This window comes from Noviherbaspirillum sp. ST9, from assembly GCF_048799745.1.
GTDB lineage: Bacteria > Pseudomonadota > Gammaproteobacteria > Burkholderiales > Burkholderiaceae_D > Noviherbaspirillum.
This window is the reverse complement of the sequence record NZ_JBLWFR010000002.1, coordinates 375,862-388,068: the sequence shown is the minus strand read 5'-3', so window position 1 is coordinate 388,068 and position 12,207 is coordinate 375,862. Positions and strand designations below refer to the sequence as shown.

The 12,207-nt window shown below is 62.6% G+C and carries 7 protein-coding genes; 3 read left to right on the top strand and 4 right to left on the bottom strand.

Annotated elements, in window-relative coordinates; genetic code table 11:
- Positions 1-61 precede the first annotated feature (61 nt).
- The 3 genes from glgB to ACNOHI_RS05075 are packed head-to-tail and all read right to left on the bottom strand — an operon-like array spanning position 62 to position 8,969.
- Entirely contained in the window at positions 62-2,308 is a 2,247-nt protein-coding gene (glgB, locus tag ACNOHI_RS05085; protein WP_420473562.1) for a 1,4-alpha-glucan branching protein GlgB, read from the bottom strand.
- A complete protein-coding gene (gene treS, locus ACNOHI_RS05080; RefSeq protein ID WP_420473561.1) occupies positions 2,301-5,696 on the bottom strand; it encodes a maltose alpha-D-glucosyltransferase in 3,396 nt (1,131 codons plus the stop codon). Before treS ends, glgB begins: the two co-directional genes overlap by 8 nt.
- Before the next feature lie 9 nt (positions 5,697-5,705).
- The gene (locus tag ACNOHI_RS05075; RefSeq protein WP_420473560.1) at positions 5,706-8,969 is read right to left on the bottom strand and encodes a maltotransferase domain-containing protein; all 3,264 of its coding nucleotides are present in this window, start codon (positions 8,967-8,969) and stop codon (positions 5,706-5,708) included.
- Positions 8,970-9,307: 338 nt separating this feature from the next.
- On the opposite strand from ACNOHI_RS05075, the gene ACNOHI_RS05070 reads away from it, so the two are divergent.
- The 3 genes from ACNOHI_RS05070 to ACNOHI_RS05060 all read left to right on the top strand — a co-directional run bounded on the left by ACNOHI_RS05070 (position 9,308) and on the right by ACNOHI_RS05060 (position 11,718).
- Entirely contained in the window at positions 9,308-10,858 is a 1,551-nt protein-coding gene (locus ACNOHI_RS05070; protein WP_420473559.1) for an alpha-amylase family glycosyl hydrolase, read from the top strand.
- 133 nt (positions 10,859-10,991) lie between these two features.
- The gene (locus tag ACNOHI_RS05065; protein ID WP_420473558.1) at positions 10,992-11,243 is read left to right on the top strand and encodes a DUF3563 family protein; all 252 of its coding nucleotides are present in this window, start codon (positions 10,992-10,994) and stop codon (positions 11,241-11,243) included.
- A gap of 253 nt (positions 11,244-11,496) precedes the next feature.
- Positions 11,497-11,718 carry a hypothetical protein gene (locus tag ACNOHI_RS05060; RefSeq protein ID WP_420473557.1) on the top strand — a complete coding sequence of 74 codons (222 nt, stop codon included), beginning with the start codon at positions 11,497-11,499 and terminating at the stop codon, positions 11,716-11,718.
- 21 nt (positions 11,719-11,739) lie between these two features.
- Here the strand turns inward: ACNOHI_RS05060 and ACNOHI_RS05055 are convergent, their stop codons facing one another.
- On the bottom strand, positions 11,740-12,192 hold the full coding sequence (locus tag ACNOHI_RS05055) for a hypothetical protein (RefSeq protein WP_420473556.1): 453 nt from the start codon (positions 12,190-12,192) through the stop codon (positions 11,740-11,742).
- Between the last annotated feature and the right edge of the window lie 15 nt (positions 12,193-12,207).

Below are 12,207 nucleotides of genomic sequence, written 5' to 3'. Positions count from 1 at the left end.
TCGCGGGGATGACGGATTAAACTATCTTGAAAAATCGACCTCAGCTGCCCGCCTGCGAAACTCACCTCGCAAGCGACAACACCAGCACGCCCAACGGCGGCAGCCGCAGCGAAAGGGACTGTGCCATGCCGTGCGAAGCAACGTTGTCGGCAACCAGGCGCTCGCCATTCCCCATCCCGCTCCCCCCATACATCGACGCATCGCTATTCAGCAACTCCACCCAATCCCCTCCTTCGGGCACGCCGATCCGATACCCCTCGCGCGGCACCGGCGTCATGTTCATCACGACCATCACCGGCGCGTCGCCCTCCTCGCCTTTCCTCAGGTAGGCAAAGACACTATTGCTGCTGTCATCGCCAATCACCCAGGCAAAGCCATCCGGAGTGTGGTCACGTTTGTGGAGCGCAGGATGGGATGCATACAGCCGGTTCAGGTCGCGCAACAGTCGCTGCACACCGCGATGCGCCGGATTGTCGAGCAGGCTCCAGTCGGGCGAGCCGTCGTGGTTCCATTCCGTCGGCTGGGCAATTTCGCATCCCATGAACAGCAGCTTCTTGCCGGGATGCGTCCACATGAAAGACAGATAGGCGCGCAGGTTCGCCATCTTCTGCCAGCCGTCGCCGGGCATCTTGTTGAGCAGCGACCCCTTGCCGTGCACCACCTCGTCATGCGAAATCGGCAGCACGAACTTCTCCGAGAACGCATAGATCAGGCCGAAGGTCATGTCGTGGTGATGATGCATGCGGTACAGCGGATCGGTGCTCATATAGCGCAGCGTGTCGTGCATCCAGCCCATGTTCCACTTGTGGGTGAAGCCGAGTCCGCCGTCGGCCACCGGCGTCGATACACCCGGCCATGCGGTGGATTCCTCTGCAATCATCAATGCCCCGGGACAACGCTGCGCGATGACCTCGTTGAGGTTGCGCAGGAAGGCAACCGCCTCCAGGTTTTCGCGCCCGCCGTGCACGTTGGGCACCCATTCGCCGGCCTTGCGGCTGTAGTCGCGGTAGAGCATCGACGCCACCGCATCCACGCGCAGGCCGTCGACGTGGTAATGCTCCAGCCATTCCAGCGCACTGGCAATCAGGAAGGAACACACCTCATTGCGCCCGAGGTTGTAGATGAGCGTATTCCAGTCCTGGTGATAACCTTCTCGCGGGTCCTGGTGCTCGTACAGCGCGGTGCCGTCAAAGCGCACCAGTCCGTGCGGGTCGGACGGAAAATGCGCGGGCACCCAGTCGAGGAGCACGCCTATCCCTTCCGCATGGCAGCGGTCGACGAAGGAGGCGAAGCCCGACGGCGAGCCGAAACGCGCCGTCGGCGCAAACAGCCCGAGCGGCTGGTAGCCCCACGACCCGCCGAAGGGATGCTCCATGATCGGCAGGAATTCGACATGCGTGAAGCCCATGTCGCGCACATACGGAATCAGCCGGTCGCCGAGTTCGTGCCAGTTCAGGCTGCGGTTATCTTCCTCGAGGATGCGCAGCCACGAACCGGGATGCACTTCATAGACCGCCATCGGGGCGTCGCGGCCCTGCCGCTGCGCGCGGCTTGCCATCCATGCATCGTCGGTCCAGTGGAACGGCATGTCCGACGGCACCACCGACACCGTCGACGGCGGCATTTCCGTCGCACGGGCAACCGGATCCGCCTTGAGCGGCAGCACATTGCCGTCCACGCCGACGATTTCGTACTGATAGCGTGCGCCGCTGCGCAGGCGCGGAATGAACAGTTCCCAGACGCCTGCCTCGAAGCGCAGGCGCATCGGGTGGCGGCGCCCGTCCCACAGATTGAAGTCCCCCACCACCGACACGCGCCGTGCATTCGGCGCCCACACGGCGAATCGCGTGCCGGCGACGCCATCGATCACCATCGGGTTCGCCCCCAGGCAGCGTCCGAGTTCGCGATGCGTTCCCTCGCGCAGCAAGTGCATGTCCAGGTCGCCGAGCAGCACGCCGAAGCAATACGGGTCTTCCGTGACCTGCACCTGCTCGCCGCCGGACGCGGTTGGCCAGGTGATACGGAGCAAATAATCCTGGCCCGGGACCAGCGTCGGCGCCCCGCTCACGAACAACCCGCTCTGGTTGACGTTGTAGAGCGACTCCAGCAGCGCACCCGACGTATCGTCTCCGGGTGCGCGCGTCACCACGTCCACCGCCAGCGCACCCGGCTGGAAGGTACGGATCACGATGCGATCGCCCGCACCATGCGGCCCGAACAAGCCGAACGGGTCCATCAGCTGCCCGTGGAGGACGGCGTCGATCGTTCTCTGGTCGACGCCGGTCAGGTCCTCGGTATGTTCAACCATTCAACGACTCTCCTTCTGAAGCGCTCAACAGTTCCTCGGCAATCTTTGCCAGCCCGTTCATCGGCACGGGAATCCAGGCAGGCCGGTTCGCTGCCTCATAGCAAACTTCATAGCCCGCCTTTTCCAGGACAAAGAGCTGGAGCAGACTGGCCTCCACTTCCGGGGCGACCTGGAAGGCGCCTGTATAGGCCGCCCCCCGATACGCCGCAAGGAAGGCGGCCTGGCAGTTGGGCGCGAACTTGCGGATGATCTCCTGCTTGCGCAGTTCACCCGCTTCGTCGAGGTCCGTCGGTCCTGCATTGCTGGCGAACGCCGCGGCGTAATCGAACGAGCGCAGCAGTCCGGCCACATCGCGCAGGGGACTGGACTTTTCACGCCGGGCTGCAAGCGGTTTGGCGGGTTCGCCTTCGAAATCGACGATGTACACATCCGCCTGGGCGACCAGCACCTGGCCAAGATGGAAGTCACCGTGGATGCGGGTGCGCAGCGTGCCGACGCCGGCGGCGGCCAGCGCATCGAGCCTGTCAAGCAATCGCTCGCGCTGGCTGATGAGTCGTGCCGCGCGCTGCGCTTCGGCCTCGTTGCTCCATTCGGTCTTGGCCTGCAGGTCGGTAAATGCCGCCTCCAGCTGCCTTTTCGCTCCTGCCGCCCAGGCCTCCGCATCGTCGGCTGTTGCCGATTCGGGCGCGAAGTCCGGGTTGTCGGTCGGCGACGCCAGTGCCGCATGCATCTCGCCCAGGCGCTTGCCGAGATTGGCGGCCAGGCTGAGCAACTCGTCCTGTGGATGCGAAATATCCTGTGAGGCCTCGGCCGCAATGGCTGACTCGGGGAACGCGACCTGCTGGACCCAGCGCGCGAGCGTTTCCAGCACCCATTGCCAGGCATCCCCCTGGTTGTGGATGAACTGCTGTACCAGGATCATGGAATACCGCGTGCCGTCCGTCGCGACCCGCGCCACCTCGCCGATCATACGCGGCGAATTCGCATAGCCGAGGGTGGTCAGGTAGCGCCCCATCTCGGCCTCCGGATGCACGCCGGGCAGCAGGCGGCGAATAAATTTCATGACCAGCTTGTCTTCGATGATCAGGGACGTATTCGACTGCTCGGCGGAGAGCCTGCGGATCGGCGGCTCTACGCTGAGCTCCACGCTGTCGATGCAGTCGGTCGGCACGAAGTGCAGTTCGCCGTCGTCCGACGGCAGCCTTGCCCTCGCGCGCAACTGCTCGATGATGACGAAGGAGAACGAATCCAGCACGAAGGCGTCCGTGAGGAAGCCGACGAACCGGCCGCGGCGCGCACGCGCGAGCGCCAGCTGCTGCGGCATGGCCGTGACGATGTCTTCCTCCCGGATGTAGCCGATCGGGAGCAGGTATCGGTCGGCGCCGCCCGGCGTCACGGTTTCGATTTCCGCGATCATGGCCGGCATCACGTGCGGCCGCGCGGTGGAACCGGGCAGCAAGGTGGTCGTCGCAATCCGCACCGACTTCAGCTTCTCATGCTTGGCGGCGTACCACCGGCGTTTGGACAGGTAGACCGGCAGCGCCTCGTTCTCGAGGATATTGCGGCGCGGCGCTTCGAGCACTTCGCCGATGCCATTGCGCAGGACCAGTGTCGCGAGCTCGGGTAGCGGCTCGGGGGCCGGGATGTGCCATGGCGGCAAGCGGGTTTCGGGTGCCAGCAGGAACCAGTAGAACCCGTAAGGCGGCAAGGTCAGCAGGTAAGGCAGCTTGCCGATCGGCGGGAAGGCGGAGCCGCCGAGCATTTCGATCGGCACCCGACCCGCATACGTGGACAGGTCGAGCTCGACCGCCTGCGCCGAACGGGAGACGTTGGCCACGCAGAGAATGGTTTCGGTTTCGCCCTTGCATTCGTACTCGCGCAGATAGGTCAGGATGCGCCGGTTGGTGGGATACAGCAGCGTAAACGTGCCGCGGCTGAAGGCGCAATGCTGCTTGCGCACCGATAGCATGCGGCGCATCCAGTTGAGCATGGAATACGGGTCCCCGGTCTGCGCCTCGACATTGACCGCCTCGAAACCATACAGCGGATCCATGATGGGCGGCAGGACGAGTTTTGCCGGATCGGCGCGCGAAAACCCGCCGTTGCGGTCCGAGGTCCATTGCATCGGCGTGCGCACGCCGTCGCGGTCGCCGAGGTGGATGTTATCGCCCATGCCGATCTCGTCGCCGTAGTAGATGACCGGCGTGCCCGGCATGGACAGCAGGAAGCTGTTGAGCAGTTCCGTGCGACGGCGGTCGCGTTCGAGCAGCGGCGCGAGGCGGCGGCGGATGCCGAGGTTGATGCGGGCGCGCTTCTCGGAGGCGTAGTAATTCCAGAGATAGTCCCGCTCCTTGTCGGTCACCATTTCCAGCGTCAGCTCGTCATGGTTGCGCAGGAAGATCGCCCACTGGCAGGCCTCCGGTATTTCCGGCGTCTGGCGCAGGATGTCTGCAATCGGGAAGCGGTCTTCCTGGGCCAGCGCCATGTACATGCGCGGCATCAGCGGGAAATGGAAAGCCATATGGCATTCGTCATTGCTGCCGAAGTAAGGCAGTACGTCCTCCGGCCACATGTTCGCCTCGGCCAGCAGCATGCGGCCCGGATAGCTGCGGTCGACCTCGGCGCGGATCCGCTTGAGGATGGCGTGGGTCTCGGGAAGGTTTTCGTTGGTGGTGCCCTCGCGCTCGATCAGGTAGGGAACGGCATCCAGCCGCAACCCGTCGACGCCGAGGTCCAGCCAGTACTTCATGACGCCCAGCACGGCCTTGAGCACCTGCGGATTGTCGAAATTGAGATCGGGCTGGTGCGAATAGAAGCGGTGCCAGAAGAAGGCGTTGGCCACCGGGTCCCAGGTCCAGTTCGACTTCTCCGTGTCGCAGAAGATGATGCGCGTGCCGTTGTAGGCATTGTCGTTATCCGACCAGACGTAGAAGTCGCGTGCCTTGGAACCCGGCTTGGCCTTGCGCGCACGCTGGAACCAAGGATGCTGGTCGGAAGTGTGGTTGACGACCAGCTCGGTAATGACGCGCAATCCCCGCCGATGCGCTTCGGCGATGAAGCGTTTCGCATCGGCCATCGTTCCGTAATCCGGGTGCACGCCGCGGTATTCGGCGATGTCGTAGCCATCATCGCGGCGCGGTGACGGATAGAACGGCAGCAACCAGATGGTATTGACGCCGAGGTCGGCGATGTAATCGAGTTTATCGATCAGCCCGGCAAAATCACCGATGCCGTCGTTGTTGGAATCGTAGAACGACTTGACGTGCACCTGGTAAATCACCGCGTCCTTGTACCAGGACGGTGCTTCGCTGAACGTCTTCTCGGGGGTGGCTGCGGGAGAGCCTTGTGCGCGGCGTGCTGTCCTGCGGCGGTCCGTACTCATGTCCATGTTAAAAACTCACTTCTGTCGAACGCGCCAGATGGCATAGGGGCAAACAAAGGGATCCAGCCGCAGGTGCTGGTGCTTTCCATGCCAGGCGGTATGGCTATTGTTGACGAGGTCATCCATTTCCAGCACGCCGTCATCCGGCAGGCCGAATTCCCAGAGCGGTATTTCGAGTGTCGTGTCGTGCGCGGCGAAAGGATCCAGGTTGATCGCCACGATGACCACGTTGTCTCCGCAGCGCGCGCCTTCGATGTGCGGCGTCGTCGACTTCATGAAGAACAGGATGTTGTCGTCGGACGCGGGCAGGAAACGAATGGTCAGGTGCGTCTGCAGGGCCGGATTCTCGTTGCGGAGCCGGTTGAGCAGCGTGATCTCGTGGATGATGTTGCCGGGCCTGTTCCAGTCCCAGGCCTTGATCTCGTATTTTTCCGAGTCCAGGTATTCTTCCTTGCCCGGCACCGGCGTTCCCTCGCACAGCTCGAAGCCGCTGTACATGCCCCATAGTCCCGAGAGCATGGTCGCCAAGGCGGCGCGGATCAGAAAGCCCGGACGGCCGGAGCGCTGCAGGAAGATCGGATTGATGTCCGGGGTGTTGACGAAGAAATGCGGCCGGAAGTAATCCTTCACCGGCGTCTGCGTCAGCTCGGTCATGTAGTCGATGAATTCCTGCTTGGTGTGGCGCCAGGTGAAGTAGGTGTAGGACTGCGAATAACCGATCTTGGCGAGGCGGTACATCATCTTCGGCCGGGTGAATGCCTCGGACAGGAAGAGGGTGTCCGGGTAGCGCCCCCGGATGTCGCCGATCATCCATTCCCAAAAAGGGAGCGTCTTGGTGTGCGGATTGTCGACGCGGAATACGCGCACGCCCTCCTTCACCCAGAACAGGACCGCGTCGCGCAACGCGATCCACAAGTCGGGCACGGCGCCGTCCGCGTAGAAGTCGACGTTGACGATATCCTGGTATTTCTTTGGCGGGTTCTCGGCATAGCGGATCGTCCCGTCCGGTCGCCAGGAAAACCAGTCAGGGCGCTCCTTCAGCCAGGGATGATCGGGTGAACACTGGATCGCGAAATCCAGTGCCAGCTCCAGGCCGTGCCGCGCCGCGGCGTCGCGCAACCGCCGGAAATCCTCGATCGTGCCGAGCTCCGGATGCACGGCATCGTGGCCGCCCTCTTCCGCGCCGATCGCGTACGGACTGCCTGGATCGCCCGCCTCGGCGGCCAGGCTGTTGTTGCGCCCCTTGCGGTGCTTGCGGCCAATTGGATGAATGGGCGTAAAGTACAAGGTATCGAAACCCATCGCCTGGATCGCCGGCAGGCGCTTTTCGACATCTGCAAACGTCCCGTGGCGCGCAGGATCGCCGCTCTGCGAACGCGGAAACAGTTCGTACCAGCTGGAGAACCGCGCCGCCGTCCGTTCGACGTCGATGCGCAGCGGTTCGCTGCGCACCGCAAAGGGTCGCGCGTCGGCAGCCCGCATCGCTTCCAGCATCGGCTCGGACAGCAAGGCAGCGATACGTTCGGCATCGCGCGCGGCAGCCTTCGCCTTGTCGCGCGTGACCTTCAATGATTTGGTGAAGGCCTTCAGGCTGTTGGCCGCATCCTCGATGCCGCTCTCCTGCGCATGGGCGTGCGCGGCCTCGACCAGCAGGCGCCCTTCTTCCAATTCGACCGCGACATTCAAGCCGGCAGTCGTCTTCTTTTCCAGCTCATCGCGATACGTGGAAAACACGTCGCGCCACGCCTCCACGGCGAACAGGTAGCGTCCGATGCGGGTAAGCGGCAGCGACGCCGCCCAGCGGTCATTGCCGATGGGATGCATGCGCATCTCATGCCACTCCGCTTCGTCGGCGGTCCGCCACAGGGCCGCGACCGCCAGCTTGTCGTGGCCGTCCGAGAACACGTCGGCTTCGATGCTCACCGATTCGCCGACGGTGCGCTTGACGGGAAACTTGCCGCCGTCGACGGCGGGAGATATCGCTTCAATGGCGATGCGTGGGGCCTTGGCCGCGGCACTCACCGCCTGTTTGCCGCGCGGCGGCGGCATGAGAATCGGCGGTGGCTTGTGCACCGCGTACATCTGGAAATCGCCTGCCTCCAGCGCCATCGGTCGAGCCATGTCCAGCGCATCCTCGCCCCCCGGCCAGACGCGGCTGTGCCGAACATACCCGCCGGCGCGTTCCAGTAACTGGTTCTCGGTGATGGAACAGGCACGGGCTGCGTCGGCATTGGCAGCGACAAGCAAGGCAGAGCGTGGCGCATTGGGCGCAGCGCTGGCATCGCGCAGGAGCATGGCGACGCCGGCGTTCGGGCTGCTGATGAGCCGGAGCGGGTTGCCGTAGAAAGCACTGCCGCCGCTCGCCACGAAACGGTTTGCCTCGGCGATTTCCCCGGAAAGATCGAAGGGGGCATGGGCACGGACTTCCTCCCACGACGGTCGGCCGCCGAGCGGCGCGGTCATGCCCGAGGCACCGTATTCGAATCCCATCGTCACCATCACGCCGTTTCCCGCCGCCGTAGCCAGCCCCAGGGCGCGCAGGAATATTTTGCGTCGCACCGCGACTTCTTCATTGCCGATGAGTCGACCGACCACGGGTTCATCCGGACTGTCGGGGAAGGCGATCGGAGGCGCAATGCGTCCGAGGCGCCCCTGTTCATCGGCGAGCCAGCGGGATCGGAAATCCCACCAGGCGCCGGATGAAAATGTCGCGTCGAAGGGGCAGTCAACCAAGGCGTCGAGCTGCGCCGGTGTACAGCCAGGCGTCCACGCAAGGAAACGTACCTGGGGATGCGCCGCACGCACTTCGTCCAGCATGCCTGTCCAGCGCGCAGCGGGAATCTCTGCGAGCCCCATGCAGCGAAACCCTGCGACGCCCGCCCGGATTGCGTCGAGCAGTCTCTCGCGCCAATGCGCGCCCACCTGCGCCGCAATGTCCGCCGCGCCGATTCTCAGCGTCCGCATGCCGGGCTTGCGCGGCAGCCGCCGCGGATCGGGTAGGTCGTCGAGCGCAGCGCCCTGCTCGAACCAGTCGGGATGCTGCTCCGCCAGTGCGGCATCCTCTCCCGTCGACCGCACATCGACATCGAGCAGGAGTTTCAACTTCCGTGCGCCGCATCCCTTCGCCAGCGCGCCGGCATCGCTCGCCGACGGCACCATGACATGATCGAAGCCCAGTTCCGCGCAGCGATCAAGCAGCTGGTCCAGTTCTGACGTATCGCGGAGGAGTCGTGGATCGAAATAGTAAATCCTCGGAAGAAAGGGCTTCGCTGGTCGCATTGTCGTCGTTCGAATTGCTTTGGTTGCGAAAGTTGCACGCATGCGGGAAGGTCCCGGCAGCGCCAGTCATTTTCAATAGAGCAGGCAAGACGACACTTTGTTCGCGAAAAGACATTCAGAAATCGCAATCTTGCAGCGCGACCATTGCCAGAGGCACCATGCTTTGGCGGAATCAGTTGCGGCCAAGGAACAAATGGCCCCAGTTTTGCCTCTACGACATTGCGCAATTCCCTTCAGCAACAGATATTGCAGGGAAAGATTTCTGCATGGCGGAAATCTCGTGTCCTGTCCTCGCATGCGTGCGCGACGGCGGGCAGCAATGTTTTGTGAGGCAGGCAATGATCATCTATCAGGTTTACCCGCGCAGCTTCAGCGACGCGAACAACGACGGCATCGGCGACCTCGCGGGGATCGAGCAAAAGCTCCCTTACATCAAGAGCCTCGGCGTCGACGCCGTCTGGATCAGTCCGTTCTTCAAGTCGCCGATGAAGGATTTCGGCTACGACGTTTCCGACTATCGCGCCGTCGATCCCATCTTCGGCACCATGGACGATTTCAAGAGCCTGATGCGGCGTGCGCGTTCGCTCGGGCTTGGCGTCATCGTCGACATGGTCATCTCGCACACCTCGGAAGAGCACAGCTGGTTCAAGCAGAGCCGCGCGCGCGAGAACAACAAGGCCGACTGGTACTTGTGGGCGGATCCGAAGCCGGACGGCAGCCCGCCGAACAACTGGGTTTCCGTCTTCGGCGGCCCGGCCTGGCGCTGGGATGCGGAGCGCCGGCAGTACTACTTCCACTCTTTCCTCTCCAGCCAGCCTGATCTCAACATGCACCATCCCGCCGTGCAGGATGCCGTGCTGGCCGAGATGGATTTCTGGCTCGACATGGGTGTTTCCGGATTCCGCTTCGACGCGTGCAACCATATCTTCCAGGATGCGTTGCTGCGTAATAATCCGCCGCGCGAAAACACGGCCGACGCATTACATCCGTATGGCTTCCAGGTCCACCTGTACGACCAGGGCCGCCCGGAAATGCTTCCTTTCCTGGAGCGCATTCGCAAGCTGCTGGATGCCTACGGCGCATTCAGCCTGGCCGAGGTCGGCGGTGTCGATCCGCTGAAACTGATGGGGCAGTACACGCAACCGGGGCGGCTGCATTCCGCCTACAGCTTTGCCTTGATGCGTCCCGATTACAGCGCTGCCTATGTACGGAATGTGATCGCGACGCTGGAAGAGCACATCCATCCTTCCAGCTCGGCGTGCTATGCGATGAGCAATCACGACAAACCGCGTGTCGCCACACGCTGGTTGCAGGGACGCGATCCGGTGGATACCGCCAAGGCGCACCTTGCATTGCTGCTCTGCATGCGGGGGGACATCTGCCTGTATCAGGGCGAAGAACTTGCGCTGCCGCAGGCCGATGTTCCCTTCGAACGCCTGCAGGATCCGTTCGGGATCTCGTTTTGGCCCAAGTTCAAGGGCCGCGACGGCTGCCGCACCCCGATGCCGTGGACGGATGCAGCCCACGGCGGATTCAGTACGATCGAACCGTGGTTGCCTGTTGATTCCTCGCACATTGCATTGAACGTAGAAAGACAGGAAGGCGACACCGCGTCGATGCTGCACTTCGCACGTGAAATGATTGCGCTGCGCAAGGAGCGCCCGGAGCTCCTGCATGGACGGATCGCGTTCGATGAGGCGCCGGAAGGCGTGCTCGCGTTCAGCCGCGTTCACGAAGGCAAACGGATACGCTGCCTGTTCAATCTGGATGGCGTGGTAAAGAAAGTCACCGGGCTTGCTGCTGGCGATGTCGTGCTGTCGCAGAACACGGAACCAGTCGGCGAAACCATGCTCCTCGGCGTCAGCGGCTTCTGCCTTCTACGCAATTAAATTCCAATCAATGACAATTTCGCACAAATTCACGGAAGCCATATCTCACATTCGTAATCGAAAGTATCCCTGATGAAGGCACCTTCCTATACTGTGCGTGCATGATCCATGCATCACTTTGAAGGACAAGAAAATGTCAGCAGCAACCCTCAACACCGTGCCCCATGCCCTGGTTACCGCCATGGTTGCAGCAGGCCACGGAATAGCCGCATCTACCCATGCAGCTCTTGAATATATTGGCAATACCATTTCCCGGAGCATCGAAGAAAGCCGTCGCGAGCACGATGAAGCGTACCTGGCCGAAGCGACCGACTGCTCCGACCTCGAGCGCCGCATGCGCGATCTCGACCACGCACAGAGAGGCAACGCTTTCTGGGTTGATTGAATGACCCGATCGGGAGGCCGGGCGGCACGTGCCACCTGGTCTTCACCCTCGCTGTTCCCCCCGCCTCTCTCCCCCGCTCGTATCCATTCCCCTTGCAGTAGTTGTTGTTGCGTCTCCGCCATAGCTGTTGGAAACAGTTGTTACGAATCAATTCAAGGCTTGAGGGCGCGCCGACGTCCGCGATAGAGTGAATTCAGGAGGCGATTTCTTTGCAGCACTCCGTTAATGACCAAGCGCGCAACGAGGAAGCAACATGAGAATGAGGTTTATGCACCGTGACGATTCGGCCTGGGAAATGGGCGACATCGCCTACGATCTCGACGATACGATCGAAACAGGCGCCATCAAGGCACGCCGGATGGGACTAGCCGCAGGTTCCGACAGCTACGCGGCCTTCATGACCGCGTTCTCGCGCCGCGTGCGCAGCAGGCAGCCGTCCGAAAAGAAGGAAATGATCGCGGCCCTGCCGGCTTGATTCCGGCGGGTTGTGCGGAGGCTATCGCCGGCACTCCAAACCGAGTGCCTTGGCAAGCGCTAAACAGGACTGGGACACTTCGTTTTCCCGTGCGCCAAACCCGTTCCTGAAGCGCAGTACTTCCACGCTTTCATCCGCAGGTGTACCAACCTCGACCACCAGGTCGGGGAGATCGCTTCGTACGCCAACCCATGCCATGCCCGGGAGCGTTTCCGTCCGCGTATGCAAGGGAATCGAAAGCAGCGAGACGGTCGTGTCGATCCGATGCTGTTCCGAGTCAATGGAGACGGTCCGTCGCAAGGCGGCCGACAAGATGGCCAGCATGGCGACAAGGAGCGCGATCGCAACCGCACTCGCCGCAAACCCGGACAGCCGGGCAAAGTGGAACGCAAACAGGATGACCACAATGACAACCATGCCGTGAACGGCACGGTTCACGATGGCAGGGCCTGGAACCTGGACGATGTGCTTCATGAGGTGTCGGGAAAT

Coding starts and splice junctions, on each gene's coding strand:
- ACNOHI_RS05070 (WP_420473559.1), top strand. CDS start 9,308: ATGATCATCTATCAGGTTTACCCGCGCAGCTTCAGCGACGCGAACAAC.
- ACNOHI_RS05055 (WP_420473556.1), bottom strand. CDS start 12,192: ATGAAGCACATCGTCCAGGTTCCAGGCCCTGCCATCGTGAACCGTGCC.
- treS (WP_420473561.1), bottom strand. CDS start 5,696: ATGGACATGAGTACGGACCGCCGCAGGACAGCACGCCGCGCACAAGGC.
- ACNOHI_RS05060 (WP_420473557.1), top strand. CDS start 11,497: ATGAGAATGAGGTTTATGCACCGTGACGATTCGGCCTGGGAAATGGGC.
- ACNOHI_RS05065 (WP_420473558.1), top strand. CDS start 10,992: ATGTCAGCAGCAACCCTCAACACCGTGCCCCATGCCCTGGTTACCGCC.
- glgB (WP_420473562.1), bottom strand. CDS start 2,308: ATGGTTGAACATACCGAGGACCTGACCGGCGTCGACCAGAGAACGATC.
- ACNOHI_RS05075 (WP_420473560.1), bottom strand. CDS start 8,969: ATGCGACCAGCGAAGCCCTTTCTTCCGAGGATTTACTATTTCGATCCA.